Source organism: Pseudoalteromonas sp. UCD-33C (genome assembly GCF_001306895.1).
Taxonomy (GTDB): domain Bacteria; phylum Pseudomonadota; class Gammaproteobacteria; order Enterobacterales; family Alteromonadaceae; genus Pseudoalteromonas.
In genome coordinates this window covers 102,540-121,378 of record NZ_LJTB01000002.1, presented here as the reverse complement: position 1 = coordinate 121,378, position 18,839 = coordinate 102,540, and the positions used below count along the sequence as shown (strand labels likewise).

The window sequence follows — 18,839 nt, the reverse complement described above, 5'->3', positions numbered from 1 at the left end:
TCTTTATTAGTAAACTAATACTGCGCGACGGTTCTTCGCGAACGCTTCTTCAGTGCGAGACTTAACCATTGGCTTCTCTTCACCATAGCTCACTACTGACATTTGGCTAGCAGAAACACCTAAACTTTGTAGGTATTTTTCTACTGCTTGACCACGGTGCTCACCTAGTGCGATGTTGTACTCAGGCGTACCGCGCTCATCTGCGTGACCTTCGATTAGAACTTTAACTGAAGGGTTTTGTACTAAGAACTCAGCGTGTGCTTGTAATAGTTCAGCATATTTGCTTTGGATTTTTGCGTTATCAAAACCAAAGTAAATGATTTGCTCTTGACGTAACGCTTCGTATTTTTCACGAAGTGCTTCTTCAGCTTGTTGCTCTGGAGTAAGCGTTGCAACTTCAACAGTATCAGTGTTGTTTGATTGCTCAACCATACCTTGGTTAGATTGGTTTGCAGCACCTTCGTCAACACCTGAAGAAGAGCTACACGCCGCTAATGTCATCACTGGCACAGCAATTAGCAGGCCTTTTAAAGTTTTATTAAGTTGCATTTAATTGATTCCTATATTGAGTAAACCAGTAAAATTACTGTAAATAAGGCGACCAAGCTGGTGCCTTTACTTGTCCGTTTAGCACAGGTAAGCGTGCTTTAAAGCGACCGTCCATAGAAACTAACGCCAACACCTGTTTATTATTATGAAGCGTGCTGTAGATAATCATCGAGCCGTTTGGAGCGATACTCGGTGATTCATCTAAGCGAGTTCTAGTTAATACTTGGAACGCGCCTGTAGCTAGCTCTTTCTTAGCAAGATGGTATTGACCGTTGGTACGGTTCACCATCACTAATTCTTTTCCGTCTGGAGAAACCGAACCTGCTAGGTTCATATCTCCGTCAAACGTCATGCGTTTTGACCTACCAGTTTGCAAATTTAACTTATAAATCTGGGCATTACCACCCCTTTCAGACGTAAACACAATATCTTGCCCATTAGGGAACCAAGATGGTTCAGTATCTATACTACGGTGGTTTGTAAGGCGTCTTTCTTTACGAGTTGCAAGGTCTAAAACATATACTTCTGTTGCACCATTTCGGTCTTTAGAAAGCACTAATAATAACTTTTTACCATCAGGCGAGAATTGCGGTGCACCATTAATACCAGGGTGACTTGTGATCAGCTCACGTTTACCTGTGTATAAATCTTGAATATAAATTTGGCTTTGACGATTCTCAAATGTTACGTACGCAAGCTTAGTACCGTCAGGTGACCACGCTGGTGACATTAATGGCTCTTTAGAGCGAAGTAACACTTGCTCATTAAAACCATCGTAATCAGCAACTACAAGCTGGTATGGCTTAGGCTCTTCTTCGCGAACAATCACATAAGCAATCTTCGTTAAGAATGCACCTTTTTCACCCGTAAGCGCTTCGTAAACTACATCACTAATGCGGTGCGCGTAACGGCGAAAACCTGTTTCAGCAATTACGCTTTCACGCGCGTCTAAAATGTGATCTTGGCTTTTAACTAATTGGCCATTGCTCATCATTTGCGTTTCGCCACCGGTAATTTGACCACGAATAACATCAATAAGCTCATACTTAACTAAGTAACGGCCATTTGTTTGCTGCTCTACTTGGCCTACAAGAACCGCTTCAACGCCTTTATTAACCCAAGCGCCGTAATCAACGTCGGTGTCAGTAGCTGGAAGCTGCGGCATTGTGTTCACGTCAATTGGCTTAAACTTACCACTACGCATTAAGTCAGCTGCAATCACTGAGCTTAATTTTTCAGGGATAGTTCCTACACCATTGTACTGGAAAGGTACAATCGCAATTGGACGTGCACCGTCAATACCATCGGTGATCACAATTTCTAGTGCAGCACTGGCAATGCCATGAAAGCCCAGTAATACAATAAAACATGCTGTTTTTATCTGGTTAAACATATCATTCCTTTAAAATTGAGGCGCTATTGTTAAATTAATATTTTTAAGTTGCTCAAATACTTCACGGTCTGGTGATACTGGTAGTGTGTCTGCCATACGCACCGCGCGCATTGCAGCTTCGCATACCAAAGTATCTCCGCCCAGTGATTTTACTTGAGTCACTAAGCCATTAAAACCAAGACGAATATTAAGACGACATTCTTTACCTTTCATCTTCTCATCTTTTAAGAAGTTTTGTTGAATGCGCGCCATAATTAACGCTTTATATTTTTCAACTTCGCCCACTACTTGTTGCTGGCGCACTTTATTACGTGCAGCCTGCTCAGCAGCTAATTGTTCTTGTAGCATTTGCTCTTGCAATGCTTGCTGGCGTTTACGTTCTGCTTCAGCTTCTTTGCGTTTACGTTCAGCTTCAGCTTCGGCAGCTTTACGCTTACGCTCTTCTTCCGCTTTCTTTAACGCTTCTTCTTCAGCTTTACGTTTTTCAGCTGCAGCTTTCGCTGCGGCTTCAGCTTCTTGCTTTTGCTTTTCAGCCTGTTGCGCTTTAGCTCGTTCTTTCTCTTGAATTTCACGTGCTTTCTTCGCTTGTGCTTCTGCTTCTGCTTTTTCTTTCTCTTTCGCGCGGCGTTGCTGCTCTAGCTTTTTAAGGCGTCTGTCTTCAGCTTCACGTTGCTTACGTGCATCATTTGCACGGCGCTCAAGATCACGAATACGTTTTGCTTCGGCTCGTTTTTTTGCTTCTTCTTGCTTTTTAAGCTCGGCAATTTTCTGCTCAACCTTTTGCTGATCAACCGTTACTGCGGCAACGGCTTTTTCAGGCTCTGGTAAAGCAGGGTTCAGCGTTACTTCCATCACCTTAGGCGCTGGCATATGAAAATTAGCTGTTGCTACTAATAAACCTGCTATTGCAAGGTGCAAAAGAACCGATTTTACTACTGATGCACCCATACTAGCCTTTCGTCCCCTCGAATGATTCGGTCATAAGACCCACTGAAGGCACACCAGCATTTTTCAAAAAGTCCATAAGCAGCAGTACTTCTTGATAAGAAACACGGCCAGAACCTTTAATCATTACAGGTGTATCTGGATTTTTTTGCAGTTGAAGTTTAATTACCGCCGCAACATCCAGCGCTTCCATTGGTGCTTCTGGGTCAGTACCAATACTTACATAGTACTTACCTTCAGCATCAATTGACGCAATGATAGGCGGTGTATCTTTAGTATCAACTAAATCCGATTCTTCCATTTTCGGCAAGTCCACTTTTACGCCATGGGTAATCAGTGGCGCAGTTGCCATAAATATAATTAGTAGTACCAACATTACATCAATGTAAGGTACTACGTTTATTTCACCTACAGGGCGACGTTTCTTACGCTGATACATTCGCTTTAGCCTCTATTTGCGCAGCTGCTTGGCGGTGTAAAATATTGGCGAATTCTTCCATGAAGTTAATGTAATTACCTTCAAGCTTTTCTACTTTATTGGCAAAACGGTTGTAAGCAATTACAGCAGGGATTGCAGCAAATAAGCCCATTGCAGTTGCAATCAGCGCTTCGGCAATACCTGGCGCTACCATTTGTAGCGTTGCTTGTTTAACTTCACCTAACGCGATGAATGCGTTCATGATACCCCATACCGTACCAAACAGACCGATGTAAGGACTAATTGAACCCACTGTTGCTAAAAACGATAAACTAGACTCAAGCTTTTCAACTTCGCGCGATAGCGCAACTCGCATTGAACGATGTGTGCCTTCCATTACGATGCCTGCACTTTGAAATGTATTTTTCTTATGACGTGCAAACTCTTTAAATCCTGCAACGAATAATGCTTCAACACCTGATGCACCACCAGGACGAGCAGATACTTCGTTATATAATTTACTTAAATCAATACCTGACCAAAACTTTTGCTCAAAACGCTTAGCGCCATTAAGTGCATCAGAAATCGCTTTTTTACGTTGAAAAATAATTGCCCATGACATTACCGACATACCGACTAATGCCAACATTACTAGCTGGACAAGTACACTGGCTTCTAGAATAAGATCTAAAAAGTTAAGCCCTGATCCCACGTTAAACTCCTAAAATAGATTTCTATGTAATTTGTTATATTTTTTACACTTGCATTTATTGACCACAATCATGGCCAAAAGTTACATCTAGTGTATCTAGTCAGTTATAAACTGACAACGCTCTTGCTGTGAATTAGCGGCAAATAACGGTAAAAAGCAATTTGCTTAGTTATTTTTTAGCCATATTAGGTTTTATCAACACATTTACGCATATTTTCACCTTAATAATAAGTCACTAGAATAGCTCTCAAAAGCAACCAAAACAGCCAAAAACACGACGTTTATTCATAAATTACGCATAAACACCCAAAAGCACTTTTGCAAATCTACTACAGAATACTTAAACTAATCCTGAATAAAGATCACAAAATTTATAAAAACCCTTTTATTCAGAAGGTTAAAAACAAAATAGTTACAAAGTGAACAAAAAGAAAACAATTCAATTTTTAGCTCACATTAGTTTTTTTTATCTGAAAATAAAATTTTTCTAGTTTGAAGAAAAATCCATCATTGCGTATTATTTACCTATACCGAGCTAGCAACCTCATGAAAGTTTCTTTCATCAAGCTCCGTTTTTAGCAATATGAAGTTTCGTATTGCTCTAGGTTTACTTAAATCGGGATAAAACCTTATTCAAGTAGACCGTAGTTCCCTGGATTACTTCCTTCAACTTGTTGTTTGCCCGCATCCTTATGCGGGCTTTTTTTTTGCCTACACAAACGCCAATGAGAATACCTACCGATAACTTAACAGCATGTGAATTACAGATGTTAAAATGAGACAACAACCCAGTGATAAGCGGTAAGCGGTAAGCGGTAAGCGGTAAGCGGTAAGCGGTAAGCGGTAAGCGGTAAGCGGTAAGCGGTAAGCGGTAAGCGGTAAGCGGTAAGCGGTAAGCGGTAAGCGGTAAAAACCTATACACCTACTTAATATAAGCAAGTTATCTCGATAAAAAAAGCAGCTCTCTCGAGCTGCTTGATACTTATAGCTTAAAGCTTGTAACTAACCGCGGGGTTTTAGTTATTTCTCAGGCGTTAGCCCAAAGTGTAAATAAGCAATGTCTGAAACGAGTCGTCCGCGTGGGGTACGCTGAATAAAGCCTTGTTGAATTAAAAACGGCTCTATCACATCTTCAATGGTTTCTTTTTCTTCGCCAATTGCAGCCGCTAGGTTATCAAGGCCAACGGGGCCGCCCATAAATTTTTCGATAATAGCTAGCAAGTATTTTCTATCCATGTAGTCAAAACCGCTTTTATCTACATCAATCATATCGAGGGCTTGCTCTGCAACTGTGGCATTCACTTTGCCGTCTGATTTCACTTGGGTGTAATCACGAACGCGGCGTAATAAACGGTTTGCTATACGCGGTGTACCGCGTGAACGCTTGGCGATTTCGATTGCACCTTCATCACACATGGTTAAGTCTAAAAAGCTTGCTGAGCGGGCAACAATTTTTGATAAGTCTTCAACAGAATAAAACTCTAATCGCTGAACAATACCAAAACGGTCTCTAAGTGGTGAGGTGAGTGAGCCAGCACGAGTTGTTGCACCAATTAATGTAAATGGCGGCAAATCAAGCTTTATTGAGCGCGCTGCGGGGCCCTCACCTATCATTATATCCAGCTGATAATCTTCCATTGCGGGATACAAAATCTCTTCGACTTGCGGGCTCAAACGGTGTATTTCGTCAATAAACAGTACGTCACCTTCTTCAAGGTTCGTTAAAAGCGCAGCTAAATCGCCTGCTTTTTCGAGTACTGGCCCTGATGTTGTTTTAATATTAACGTTAAGCTCGTTGGCAACAATATTTGCAAGTGTGGTTTTACCAAGACCCGGTGGACCAAATATTAATAAATGATCCAGCGCTTCACCACGATGGCGAGCGGCCTCGATAAAAATCTCCATTTGTTGCTTAACATGCGGCTGGCCTGTGTAATCGGTTAACAGCTTTGGTCGTATTGCACGATCAACACTGTCTTCGTTACTTTGTTCACTCGCATCTATTAAGCGATCTGCTTCAATCATGGTTTACTCACAACATTGATTTTAGAGCTTCTTTAATTAGAACCTCGGTCGTCATATCTGGTTTGTTCACTGTTTTAACCGCTTTTTGTGCTTGCGGTAGCTTATAGCCTAATGCCACAAGTGCTGATACAGCGTCATCGGCAGCATTATTTGCCACTAGGGTATCATCACTTGATGGCTCAATGACGGCATTATCGCTAAATGGTGTAAATAAGTCATTACCCCAATCTTTGAGTCTATCTTTCATTTCGAGCACTAAACGCTCAGCCGTTTTTTTACCAACACCCGGCAGTTTAACCAGTGTTGTTGCATCTTCATTGTTAACACAACTTACAAATTGCTGCGCTGACATACCCGATAAAATAGCTAGACCAAGTTTTGGCCCTACACCATTAGCTTTTAAAAGCTCTCTAAATAAAGCGCGTTCGATTTTGTTGTTAAAGCCAAATAATAGCTGGGCATCTTCACGTACCACAAAATGGGTATAAATAACCGCTTGCTCACCCACTGCCGGTAAATCATAAAAGCAAGTCATGGGCATTTGTACTTCGTAGCCTACACCACTTACTTCAATAAGAATTTCTGGTGGCTGCTTTTCAACAAGTAAGCCATTTAATCGACCAATCATATTACTTCCTTAATCTTCCTCTTACGGTTTTGCTCGCACTGCCCGCAAGTTTTATTAAATTTTGTTCTGAGTGTGCATGACAAATAGCAATTGCTAAGGCATCTGCGGCATCGGCTTGAGGGGTACCTGGCAGCTTTAAAATGTTTTTAACCATATGCTGTACTTGAGACTTATCGGCTCCGCCATTTCCTACAACGGCCTGCTTAATTTGCCTAGCTGAATATTCATAAACTGGCAGCTCTGCCATTGAAGCGCCAACAATCGCTGCTCCACGTGCTTGACCGAGTTTAAGCGCTGAGTCTGGGTTGTGTGCCATAAACACTTTTTCTATAGCAAAACTATCTGGTGAGAATTGCTCTACTAATTGACTGATCCCTTGGTAAATCATTTTTAAGCGTACCGGAAAATCGTGATCGGCCAATTTAATGCAGCCACTACCTAAATAAGTGAATTTAGCACCTTGGTGAGCAATCACGCCGTACCCTGTTAATCGTGAACCAGGATCAATCCCTAAAATAATCGCCAACTAACTGAACCGTCTATTATCATTATTATCTGCGGTTAATAATGCCAGAGCACTGTATAAATTACCAGTAACCAATTGCAATTCATAAAAAATGCCCGCAACTGCGAGCATTTTATAGTCAACCCTAAAGAAAGACATTTACGCGAGTGAGCGTAATAAGCCTTGGGTATTTTTTCGCATTGTGCGCGCTATCATCAAATAACCTAAACATGCCACAAATAAGCTCCCGACTGCAGGGCCAATCACCCAAATATGAGGGTGGAACTTACCTGCTAAATCGAACATTTGTTTTTGTACAATTAACAGAGCAATGTCACTGACAATGGCTGCGACTAAACCTGCGGTAACACCTAATAGTAAAAACTCATATAAGGTGGCATTTTTAATTAAGCGCCCTTTCGCACCTAAGGTTCGCAAAATAACAATCTCTTGCATTCGCTCGCCTAAACTTGCTTGCACTTGTGAAATCAGAACTAAAGCACCACAGGCAACCACAATCGCTAGTACAAAGCCAATCGCTAACGATACTTGCTCTATGGTTGAACGAATTTGTTTAATAAAGCTCTCAACATCTATCACGTTAACCGTTGGGTATTGACGCATTAGCTCATTAAACTCACGTTTTTTCTCTGCTTTTACATTCACTGATGAAATATAAGTAGCCGGGAAACTCGCTAGTACATCAGGGCTTAAAATAATAAAGAAGTTAGGTTTAAGTGTGGTCCAATTAACCTTACGTACACTGGTGATTTTTGCATCAAACGACTGCGCACCAATTAAGAAAGTAAGCGTATCGCCAATTTGTACATCAAGGCGTTCAAGCATCGACTCTTCTACCGATGCCTCGGCTACTGAGTCTTCACTAAACCATGTACCGTCGATAAGCTCGTTTTGATTAGGTAAGTCTTTACGCCAAGTTAGGTTTAACTCACGACCAATACCAGAACGGGCTTCTTCGTCTTTCTTTTCGTTGTCTTCTTGCGATACTTCGCGGGCAACCAACTCACCATTTACGGCGTTTACACGGCCACGAACAACCGGATAGAAATCAGACGTTGGCATATCGTTTTGCGCTAAGAAGCTAGTTATAGGCTCTAACTCTTGCTCAGTAATGTTCACTAAAAATGAATTAGGGGCATTTTCAGGAAGCTGAGACTGCCAATCCGAAATCATGTCGTTCTTAAGTACAATTAAAAACAGTAATAACTTGATAGCCAAAGCAAAGCTAATTAATTGTACCGCATTCACATTGGCCCGCTTTTGAATTGACGCAATCGCCAATGACCAACTATTGCCCGGACTCAAGCCAAGTTTGCGGCCACCACCAAAAATAACCTTTGATAAACCAAATAACACCGCAATTAAAAATGCCGTCGAAAGGAACAAAATTGCACTAATTTTGATGTTGTTACTAAATAACCACATCAGTAAAAACACAGTAAGCGCCGACATAGTAAGGTGCACTTTACTTACTAATAAACGGTCGCCTAAGTTACGACGCAGTACACGTAGCGGCGGAATATCAAATAAATCGAGTAGCGGTTTAATTGAAAACATAACCGCACAAATCACACCCGTGCTAATCGCAATGATCCAAGGCTTTGCCGATGCACTCGGCAATGCTGAGCCCATGGTTTGTGCCAAATAATCCGTGGCAACCGCTTGTAAACCATAACCAATCAGTAAACCGACAATCACCGACATTGAACATACAAGGCTCAAATGTAATAAATAGATCTTACGGATCATAGAGCGGCTACCGCCAAGCGTTTTCATCATAGCAACTGGGTCGTACTGACGCTCACAATACCGTTTTGCCGATACCGCAATAGCAACAGCAGCTAAAATAATGCCAAGTAAACCAGCTAGCAATAAATAGCTTTCGGCACGATTTAAACTATTAGAAATAGGTGACTGGCGGTCTTTAACGCCATACCAACGCTGGTTTTCTTTCATCTGTGGTTTTAACCAAGCATAAAAGCTATCTAAGTTGTCTTTGTCGCCAGCATAAAGTTGGCGGTAAAACACCCGACTGCCCGGCTGAATTACCTCTGTAACAGCAATGTCTGCTTCATTAATTAAGATTCGCTGGCTGCTCGAGAACACATTAAACGGTGCATCTGGCTCTTCGGCTACAACATGACTAGCCGTAAACGTAGCAGCACCAAGCTCTACTTTATCGCCCACTTTAATGTTTAGCGCATAAAACACAGATTCACTTAACCACACTTCACCACGACTTGGGATATCAGAAGTTACTTGTGGTTGGTCAGTCAGGCTGGTTTTTACTTTTAGCTCGCCTTTTAACGGATAGGTATTTGATACCGCTTTCACCGAGCCAAGTTGCATTTCGTCACCGGCAAATAGCATGGTGTCGAAGTAAGTTATTTTAGCGGTGCGTAAGTTATCTTGGTTGGCTTTTTCTAAAAACTCAGCAGGTAAAGCATGGTTACTTGCTAAAACGCGATCAGCGGCAATAAAGGCACTGCTTTTTTCTTCAATACTTTGGCCAATTCGGTCGGTAACCATAGACAGTGTTAAAACAGTGAGAACAGCTAAGGCTATTGCTGCACTGATCACTGTTAATTCGCCACGCTTAAACTCACGTGAAAACAGTTTTAGTGCTAATTTAGCCCACATTCGCTTGCACTCCTTCGCTTTCTTTTACAGTTACTAACTGCCCTGCTTCAATATGTAAAATTTGCTGACACTTTTGTGCAAGCTGCTCATCATGGGTTACTAAAATGAGTGTTGTGCCATGCTCTTTATTTAGTTCAAATAATAAAGACTCAATTAACTTACCGTTTTTGCTATCAAGGTTCGCTGACGGTTCATCGGCAAATAAAATTTTCGGTGTGCCAATAAATGCACGAGCAATTGCTACACGTTGCTGCTCACCGCCAGATAATTGCGATGGGTAATGACCAACACGATGGCTTAAGCCTACCTTTTCAAGTAACTCAAGTGCTTGCTGCTTAGCGTCTTTGCTTCCTGCAAGTTCTGCCGGAAGCATTACATTTTCAAGAGCTGTTAAGCTTTGTACAAGCATGAAAGATTGAAACACAAATCCTACTTTTTCAGCGCGAAGTGCTGCGCGTGCTTCTTCATCTAATTCGTGTAATGCGGCTCCGTCTAAATGAATACTGCCGCCCGTTGATTGGTCAAGGCCCGCCAATAAACTTAATAAAGTAGACTTACCCGAACCAGAGGTGCCCACCACGGCAACTGAGTCGCCCGACTTGACATTAAAGCTGATGTCACTGAGGATGGTCAGGTCGCCCTCAACCGTGGTGACCGTTTTAGAAAGTCCTTTAACTTGAATGATGTTTAATTGAGAAAGCGCTGACATATGATGCATCCAATCCTACGTTTTATATTCGTTTTACTGTTAGTAATCAAACCACTTACGGCAGCAGCTGACAACACAATTTTAATTCTAGGTGACAGTTTAAGCGCCGCTTACGGACTTAAACAAGAGCAAGGCTGGGTTAAATTGTTACAAGATAAGTACGATGAAAAAGACCAATCTGTATACCTAGTAAACGCCAGTATTAGCGGTGAAACCACAGGTGGCGCCCTAAGACGGCTCGACGCGTTACTAAGCGAATTTGAACCCACTCATGTACTCATTGAGCTTGGCGGAAACGATGGTTTACGAGGTTTCCCTATTAAACGCCTGCAAGCTAACTTACGTGATTTAATTGCAAAAAGCCAAAAAATTGGGGCGAAAACCGCCGTAATGGAAGTACAAATTCCACCAAACTATGGCCCGCGTTATACCAAACTTTTCACCGATAGCTTTAAAACCATTGCCGATGAAACAGATTCTGAGCTCATGCCCTTTTTCATGCTTAGCATTGCAGGCCGTCCAGAACTTATGCAAAACGATAACCTGCACCCTAATGCCGATGCTCAACCATTAATACGCGACTTTATGTACAAAACGATCAACGATTGGCTAGATTAACCTCTAGCCCATTGATTTAATGCAGATTACCTGAACAATAAACAAGCAATCGAACAGCGGAGATATTGATTTTTATAAAAAAAGCCGTACTATGGCTTGCAACGTCGGCATATAGCGCAGCTTGGTAGCGCACTGTCATGGGGTGTCAGGGGTCGCAGGTTCAAATCCTGCTATGCCGACCATCTTTTCTACACTCTATTCAGTAAGTTAGTTAACTTACTTATTTACTTTATCGCACCTTAACTCCGTATTCTTTTATTTATATCGCACATTTATCGCACCATACTTAACCAAATTTATTTTCTCATTTTTAGGTTAGATTATGTGTTGATTGAGGGGATATATAGGAAGACAGCTAATGGCACCTTTGTTACCTTCCCAAAGATAGAATTTTATAAAAGCTTTTCAGATAAATAATGTGTAATAGACGGGCAATGAATCGTGGCAGCCCATATATGATCTTATGCTTTTGGCAATTAGGTTAGAATTGCTCCTGACTGATAGGTTTGAACGAGAAGCAGACGGCCACTCTAACACGCTTTTGGACAAAAACACGTTAGAGTATTTAATCAGTAACGCCTAAATAACGGGTTTAAAAAAGCTTGGCTATACTGCCGAAGAATGAGGCGAGCCAAGCTTTTTAAATCCCAGTTGATTTACTTGTTATATTTTTACAAGTCAATAGTTCCTTGGGTTTGATAAACTAAAGAGCCAGTGCCCCCTGAAACATGAAAAAATTCGTAATCAACTTTACCTTTTTCTTGAAGCATTGCGTAGTTATCACCTTCATGGCGCAGTTCATATTTTTCTTTGTTATTTTTTCTTTTTTCAAACTCATCTAAGAGGTGTTTTTTTCTACCATATCTAATTTGTTTACTAAATAATATGATCTGTGATGTTTCTGGTTTATAAATGTATGTCAAAAAATACGTCCCGTTTTTAGAATTATTTAATGCAATTTCAATAACTCCCTTTTCAGCCCCATCTTTGTATTTAGATGAAGAAAGTTCTTCCAATCCAGTCCAATATGATCCCCACGTGCCTTCAAATGCATAATCAGATGCATCATAGATCTTCTTTTTGATTGAATTATCGCTATCAGTGATACCAAGCTGTGTAACAATTGATTTTAGAACCTTCTTTTCAATATCTGTAAGAGAGTCATAGCCACCCAAAGCAAATGAGTTAAAACTTAATAAACATAGAGCTAATGAGAGGAGTTTTTTCATTTTATTTTCCTTAATGGTTGAAATACACCATATGGTGCGATTAAAAATATAACATTTAATAGTGCGCTCACCGCGTATATTTCTGCTGACGCCACGCTCACTTATCTATTTTATATAGTTTTAATAAATAACCTAAGGTATTACTAACACTAAGTTTTCTAAAACTATTAAGTAAAGTTAAATGGAACAACATGCGCGCGTCGCTCATTTTTATGAATATATCCGCAAAGAACAGTTTGACAGTAAGCGTCTAGTTAGCGACACCCAGCTTGGTTTGTTCGATATAGATTAAAATACAAAGCCCCGAGATTGTGTTGCGTTAACGAATTTCCATGTTCAGCAGCTTTTTTATTCATAGAAAAGCTTGCTTGCCATCTACAGCAACACCTTTTCCAAGTAAATACATTACCCCAAGTATAAAAAAGCTATCAGCCTCACCTTGCTTAGCTGCTTTTTTACACTTGTACCCTTGTAATACATAACCCCTAGATTATTTAGGCCTGCTCCATTACCTTACTTAGATGCTTTTTCATACCAAAATACCTTTTTGCTCAAAGTCTTGTTTTACGCCTTTGCCATAATTATACATAAACCCGAGGTTAACTTGAGAACTAGCATAGCCCTGCTTAACAGCTTTCGTATACCAATAAAAAGCTTGCTTGTCATATACAGCAACGCCTTGCACCTTCTCGTACATTACACCAACATTATGTTGCGATTCAGGATATCCCCCTGCGTGGCTGCTTTTTTTATAATGGGCTAACGCAGTCTTATACTGCATTTGTTCATATGCGATAACCCCTTTGTAAAATCATCAGTAGCGAAAACATGAAGTGAAAACATTGCGAGTAATAAAATTATAGGCTTTACAGAGTACATATTAATTAATCCTTTATATTACCTAGTATCCGACAAATTTCGTTAATTATTTAAAAGTGAGAGCTAAGCTTGGTAATAAAAATAGTGCGTGTTTAAAAAGTGCGTTTTTAGTGGATTTATATACTCTTTATTTATATGACTCAACTAGTTTATTTAATAACAATTGCAACCAAGTGACTGGGAAATTTTATCTTTCTGATTTCCAATAAACAAATAAAAATCAAATAAAATACACACTGATACAATTGTTAATATAAATTCAAAAAACATGTTGTAACTAGGCGCGAATTCAAGTCCGAAGTGCACCACTCGCTAAATTAGGCTGCTTTGCGTAATTCATCGAATATTACCACTGGTTGCCTAAACCCTAGACATTTTCTCGGCCTCGCATTGAGCGCCTTTTCTATGTGCGCAATTTGCTTATCTGTCACCGTTCGTAAATCAGTTCCTTTGCGAATGTATTGAGGCTACAAGCCATCAAAGTTCTCATTCAACCCTCTCTCCCATGATGAGTAGGGATTAGCAAAGTAGATGTCGGTTTTTAGCTTGTCTGAAACATGCTCATGTTCACAAAACTCACTACCGTTGTCTGCGGTTATCGTATGAACATGGCGTCGATAGCGCCACAGCATACCTATCATTGCTCTGCTCACTTCCTCTGCACTTTTTGCTGGCACTTTGGGTATCAGGTAAAACTTACTTGTACGTTCGACTAAACTAACGATTGCTCCCGTACCATGCTTTCCAAGTACTGTATCCGCTTCCCAATCACCAAATCGTGTTTTGGTGTCAACAATCGCAGGTCTATGCTCAATGCCAACACGATTTGGGATGATGACACGTTTGCTTCGGCTGCCTTTAAGATAACGTCTGTGTCCTTGTCGCAGATGTTTGTATAACTTGCCACCACTCAATTTTTCTTTTTGAATATAGCCATAAATCCATTCATGACTCACAGGATGCCCGATAATTTTGCTTACACCCGCAATCTGCTCAGGGCTCCATTTTTGCTCCAACCCAAACTCAACGAACGCAACTGTAAGTGCTGGCATAGAATACTTGGTAGCTAGACGTTTTCGCTTACATGTCTTTGAATGTGCAACCTCAGGCAAGTAATGACTTCGAGTACTATTGCGCCTAACTTCTCGACTTATAGTGCTGTGGCTCACTTTTAGCCTTTTCCCTATCTCTCGAAAGCTAAAACCTTCGCGTAAGTAAGCCTCAATCTGGTATCTTTGCCCTTCGATCAACTGCTTGTAACTCATGGTATCTACTCTTGTTTTCTGGCGATTACAGAGTACCACCAACAGGCAGTTGATCTCTTCTCACCGTTTAACCATGAGTGGTGCACTTATTATCTGAATTCGGGGTTTAGTTCAATTGTCACTTAATAATAGGAAATGTTCCAATATTAAAGTGTTAAATGACAAAACGAAAAAACAAAACTTATACAACCGAATTTAACAAGAAGCAGTTGCTTTAGTAACAGAGCAAGGCTATTCAGTTTCAGAGGCCGCAGCGTCCTTAGGGATCACAACCAAACTTATTTATAACTGGAAAGCTAAACTCGAAGAGCAACAAGCTGGGAACTCACTCAATGAAGATGAGCGAGCCGAGCTAAAGCGCCTAAGAAAAGAAAACAAAGATCTCAAAATGGAGAAAGAGATCTTAAAAAAGGCCAGTGCCTTCTTTGCGAGAGAAATGAAGTAAAGTATCAGTTCATCAAGGAAAATAGCCAAGCTTATCGCGTTATTAAATTATGCTCTGTTATAAAGGTAAATCGCTCAAGCTATTACGCGTGGCTGGCACGTCCAGCAAAGCTTATAACGACAGAATAACTACATCTTTATCGTAGAGCCAAAGCACTGTTTAAATGCAGCAGAGAAAGCTTAGGCTATCGTGAGTTATGTAAAAAATTATGCAAAGAAGGCTTTAAAATAACGCGTTATAAAACCAGAAAGTTAATGGCGAAGCTCAATTTAGTGGTTAAACAACGAGTAGCTTATAAAGTAACAACTAAGCGTAAGCACTCAGACGCAGTTGCAGATAATTTGCTTAACCAGAATTTCAATCCGATAGCACCGAATCAAATTTGGGCTGGCGACGTGACGTACCTGAAAACAGGGGAAGGTTGGATGTACCTTGCTGTTGTCATGGATTTATATTCTCGGCGAATTGTTGGCTGGCATATTGATAAACGTATGACGACAGATTTAGTGATGAAAGCCATGATTAAAGCTTATAACTTAAGAAAACCAGCCAAGGGCTTGGTGTTTCTTTCTGACAGAGGGTCTCAATATACGAGTAAGCGATACCGAAACCTGTTAAAGCAGTTTGGTATGCGAGCAAGCATGGGTGATGTGGGAGCTTGTTGGGATAACGCTGTTGTTGAAAGGTTCTTTGGTAGCTTGAAGCATGATTGGTTGCTAAAAGTGGCTCAGCCAACTCGTGAACACATGAGAAATGATGTTGCAGGATATATGAAATATTACAATCTAGAAAGGCTGCACTCAGCTAATAACGATCAGTCACCAGTAGAGTATGAAAATTCTTTAAGAAAAGTGTCCGGCTGGAGTTGAACAGAACAATTTTCTTGGAGGGAGCATTATCGGCATCAATGAACACCGCAATTTTTTCTTTATCCTGCATCAATTCCCTTGAATATATATAGTTATTTTTATTAAAGTTATCAAATATAAAAATAAATTTCGATCACTTTATGATAAATTCATTGATGTAACTTAACTTAAACATGGAAATCAGACGACTGTGATTAATAATCATTTTTTTAAGTTAGTCTCATTAATAAAAAAAACATACTACAAACCTGATTCATATAATCTATTTACTGTTTTAAGAAGTGAATCTGACGAAGTTCGCCTTCATTCACGCTTTTTAGCATCGTTGTTAAACCCGAAAGAAACTCATGGACGTGAGCTAAAATTCCTTAAAGAGCTCATGAAGATTTTAGAAGTAGAAGGTTTTGATTTATCAAATGTCGAAGTTATTAATGAATACAAGAACATTGATATTTATATTAAAAACGACCGAAACCAAGCAATCATAATCGAAAATAAAATATATGCTGATGATCAAGATAACCAACTCAATCGATACTTTCAAACAGCCATTAGTGAAGGAATTAACAAAGATAATTTATGGTTCTATTACTTAACTCTAAATGGTCATGAACCATTAGAGCAAAGCGTTAATGGCATACCAATTGATTTTCTTGCAGGAAATAAATTCAACTGTATTAGCTACCAGCATGAAATCAAAAAATGGCTTACACAAAGTGTCGGACATGCCGCATTAAACCCACCTGTCAGAGAAAGCATTTCTCAATATACAGATCTCATTTCAAAACTCTCAGGAATAAACCAAAACGAGCAGTATATGAAAGAATTAAAAAACCTCCTCTTAGCTGATGATAATATGCTTTATGTTAATGACATAAAACAAGCTTACATAGAAAATTTAATTGATATCCAAAATGAATTATGGATTGAATTAGTTAATTATCAAAAAAAATACTATCCCGAATTAGGTGAATTAAGTGAAGATTCAATCTCGAATGAAATAGTTCCAAAAGACGTTATAAGCAACTACTACACCTCTTCTAGAAATAACAAATATTACGGTCTTTATTTTCCTCTCAAAGAGTCTTCAGCTTATATATCACTAGAGATAGCCCACCAAATGTGTATTGGTATTTGGTGTAACAAGACGCAAAATCCAAAAGAGCACAAAGAACTATCCAATTTTTTAAGAAAGAATCTGTCAGGTAGCACAAGTGAATGGTGGCCTATATGGCGTTATACCCAAGACGGAATAAATTTTAAAAACCCTAACACCGAAAGTGTAGCCATTCTGGTCGATAAAGAAAGCAGAGCTGAACTAGTCAAAACGATGATTGATGACTTATATGTTTTTTGGACAGAAGCAACAAGTTTCATAAATGGAAATACCTAACTTAAATAAAATTAGCGTGGTAAAACAAATTAAATTTCAAACAAAAAAACTTTCAAAAAGTTGAGTTTATGCAAAATAAAGCTGTCTTGCCCTAATGAAAAACCATTAAAACTATATCAATCAAAACGTTATATAAAATAGGCTAATCATGGGGTGTCAGGGGTCGCAGGTTCAAATCCTGCTATTCAGACCATTTTTCTTCACTCCAAACTCCCGTTCAATTAATTATCCCTCTGTACTTCAAACTCCTTAAAAATACTGTTCACATTCACTTTTGCACCTAGCTTCGCAGCAATTAAATAGAGTCCTGCGAGTTTTCTGTGAACAAATAAGGCATCTACAGGGGGTGCGTGCCAATGCTCTGAGGCGGTGCTCATTTTAAGGCCGAGTTCTTTTATGCGTTTTGGTAAGTCACTATTTGCAAAATCATACTCACCTTGGTGGCGCAGTGGTTCGCAGGCGAGTAGAAATATATCGACGACATTATCTATATATTCTTGAGCAAGCCCTTGTTGAAAATAGCCAATTTGCTGTGCTGCTGTTGCAACGCCTGCTATGTCGTTACTAATCGCGGAAGATAATAACTGTAAATAACCATCACTAATATGCTGAGGTAGTTCGCGGGTAGCGCCAAAATCTAAAAGCACTAGGCATTGATTGTCGATTTGATATTGATAATTGGCAAAGTTTGGATCTGTTTGAACTAGTTTAAAGCTAAATAATTCACGTAAAAATAGGCTAAGTAACTGTTCAACCGCTTTATTACGTAGCGCTTGCTCGGTGCTTGCCAGCTCATCTAGCTCTTGCCCTTCAACAAAGCTCATGACTAAAACTTGAGAAGAACTAAGCGAATCTACCACAGCTGGAATAAGGTAATTGTCATCGCCTTTTAAACACTCGCTGTAGCGTTTTAAATAATTAGCTTCTAATTCGTAGTCAGCTTCGTTTATAAGCTGTTGTTTTGCTTCATCGATAAGAGGCTGTATTTCTACCTCTTTGGGTAATAAGCCACTGAGTTTCAGAAGGTAAGCTAAGTTATCAACATCACTGGCAATGCCTTTTGCAATACCTGGGTATTGCACTTTAACTGCTAACTTTTCGCCCGATTCTCGATAAGCAATATGCACTTGCCCTATTGATGCCGCAGCAAATGGTCTGAGTTCAAAGTGCGATAATTGCTCTAGCCACGCATCACCCCAATGCTCTCGCATTACTTTAACAAGCTGCTTTTGTGGCATGGGCGTCGCTTCTGCACGCAGTCTTGCTAAAATTGCAGATAGCTCAGGAGTGAGTAATTCACCACTATCCATGGATAACAGCTGCCCCAATTTCATTGCAGCCCCACGCAGATTTGCAAGCTGCTCTGCAAAGCGCTGAATATTTTTTGGCTGTAACAGTAACTCTTGTCGTGATGTTTGCTTGCCCGTCGCCCAAGCTTTTGTGCCTTCAAACAACATATTACCTGCGACTTTACCAGCTAAAGAGCCAAGCCGAGCAGCGCGTGAAAATCGTGATGTTGGCACAGACTTTTGTTTATTACTCATATTGCTTCACACTATTAACTTAATGCATTGAATACGTTAATTGTTCAGGTTT

The 18,839-nt window shown here is 40.0% G+C and carries 15 protein-coding genes, 1 tRNA gene and 2 pseudogenes; 4 read left to right on the top strand and 14 right to left on the bottom strand.

Annotation, left to right across the window (positions count from 1 at the left end; translation table 11 throughout):
* Positions 1-6: 6 nt before the first annotated feature.
* The 10 genes from pal to AOG26_RS03720 all read right to left on the bottom strand — a co-directional run bounded on the left by pal (position 7) and on the right by AOG26_RS03720 (position 10,545).
* Entirely contained in the window at positions 7-549 is a 543-nt protein-coding gene (pal, locus tag AOG26_RS03765) for a peptidoglycan-associated lipoprotein Pal (protein ID WP_054553016.1), read from the bottom strand.
* 34 nt (positions 550-583) lie between these two features.
* The gene (tolB, locus tag AOG26_RS03760) at positions 584-1,942 is read right to left on the bottom strand and encodes a Tol-Pal system beta propeller repeat protein TolB (protein WP_054561291.1); all 1,359 of its coding nucleotides are present in this window, start codon (positions 1,940-1,942) and stop codon (positions 584-586) included.
* Between the two features lie 9 nt (positions 1,943-1,951).
* The gene (gene tolA, locus AOG26_RS03755; protein ID WP_054561290.1) at positions 1,952-2,890 is read right to left on the bottom strand and encodes a cell envelope integrity protein TolA; all 939 of its coding nucleotides are present in this window, start codon (positions 2,888-2,890) and stop codon (positions 1,952-1,954) included.
* Position 2,891: 1 nt separating this feature from the next.
* Positions 2,892-3,326, bottom strand: coding sequence for a protein TolR (gene tolR, locus AOG26_RS03750; protein ID WP_054561289.1), 435 nt, complete (start codon positions 3,324-3,326; stop codon positions 2,892-2,894).
* A complete protein-coding gene (gene tolQ, locus AOG26_RS03745) occupies positions 3,313-4,017 on the bottom strand; it encodes a protein TolQ (RefSeq protein WP_054561288.1) in 705 nt (234 codons plus the stop codon). The genes tolR and tolQ overlap by 14 nt, the downstream gene beginning before the upstream one ends.
* 1,020 nt (positions 4,018-5,037) lie before the next feature.
* Complete coding sequence (gene ruvB / locus AOG26_RS03740; RefSeq protein WP_054561287.1) at positions 5,038-6,042, bottom strand: Holliday junction branch migration DNA helicase RuvB; 1,005 nt, start codon at positions 6,040-6,042, stop codon at positions 5,038-5,040.
* A gap of 7 nt (positions 6,043-6,049) precedes the next feature.
* Complete coding sequence (ruvA, locus tag AOG26_RS03735; protein ID WP_054561286.1) at positions 6,050-6,670, bottom strand: Holliday junction branch migration protein RuvA; 621 nt, start codon at positions 6,668-6,670, stop codon at positions 6,050-6,052.
* Between the two features lies 1 nt (position 6,671).
* Positions 6,672-7,196, bottom strand: coding sequence for a crossover junction endodeoxyribonuclease RuvC (gene ruvC, locus AOG26_RS03730; protein WP_054561285.1), 525 nt, complete (start codon positions 7,194-7,196; stop codon positions 6,672-6,674).
* Positions 7,197-7,334: 138 nt separating this feature from the next.
* Positions 7,335-9,836: an ABC transporter permease gene (locus AOG26_RS03725; RefSeq protein ID WP_054561284.1), complete on the bottom strand. Its 2,502-nt coding sequence runs from the start codon at positions 9,834-9,836 to the stop codon at positions 7,335-7,337.
* Entirely contained in the window at positions 9,826-10,545 is a 720-nt protein-coding gene (locus AOG26_RS03720) for an ABC transporter ATP-binding protein (RefSeq protein WP_054561283.1), read from the bottom strand. Before AOG26_RS03720 ends, AOG26_RS03725 begins: the two co-directional genes overlap by 11 nt.
* On the opposite strand from AOG26_RS03720, the gene AOG26_RS03715 reads away from it, so the two are divergent.
* The gene (locus tag AOG26_RS03715; protein ID WP_054553006.1) at positions 10,546-11,163 is read left to right on the top strand and encodes an arylesterase; all 618 of its coding nucleotides are present in this window, start codon (positions 10,546-10,548) and stop codon (positions 11,161-11,163) included.
* Between the two features lie 105 nt (positions 11,164-11,268).
* Positions 11,269-11,345, top strand: a tRNA-Pro gene (locus AOG26_RS03710).
* Positions 11,346-11,834: 489 nt separating this feature from the next.
* Here the strand turns inward: AOG26_RS03710 and AOG26_RS03705 are convergent.
* From AOG26_RS03705 to AOG26_RS03695, 3 genes and pseudogenes are all read right to left on the bottom strand, one after another.
* Positions 11,835-12,392 carry a hypothetical protein gene (locus AOG26_RS03705; protein WP_054561282.1) on the bottom strand — a complete coding sequence of 186 codons (558 nt, stop codon included), beginning with the start codon at positions 12,390-12,392 and terminating at the stop codon, positions 11,835-11,837.
* Positions 12,393-12,921: 529 nt separating this feature from the next.
* A complete protein-coding gene (locus tag AOG26_RS03700; protein ID WP_054561281.1) occupies positions 12,922-13,173 on the bottom strand; it encodes a tetratricopeptide repeat protein in 252 nt (83 codons plus the stop codon).
* 415 nt (positions 13,174-13,588) lie between these two features.
* Positions 13,589-14,536, bottom strand: a pseudogene (locus AOG26_RS03695) (IS30 family transposase).
* 158 nt (positions 14,537-14,694) lie between these two features.
* Here AOG26_RS03695 and AOG26_RS03690 point away from each other — a divergent pair.
* Together AOG26_RS03690 and AOG26_RS03685 are read left to right on the top strand one after the other, a co-directional pair.
* Positions 14,695-15,850 (top strand): annotated as a pseudogene (locus AOG26_RS03690) (IS3 family transposase).
* A 190-nt stretch (positions 15,851-16,040) separates the two neighbouring features.
* Entirely contained in the window at positions 16,041-17,243 is a 1,203-nt protein-coding gene (locus AOG26_RS03685) for a PDDEXK-like family protein (RefSeq protein WP_054561280.1), read from the top strand.
* 221 nt (positions 17,244-17,464) lie between these two features.
* On the opposite strand, the gene AOG26_RS03680 is transcribed toward AOG26_RS03685, so the two are convergent.
* A complete protein-coding gene (locus AOG26_RS03680; protein WP_054561279.1) occupies positions 17,465-18,787 on the bottom strand; it encodes an ABC1 kinase family protein in 1,323 nt (440 codons plus the stop codon).
* Positions 18,788-18,839 lie beyond the last annotated feature (52 nt).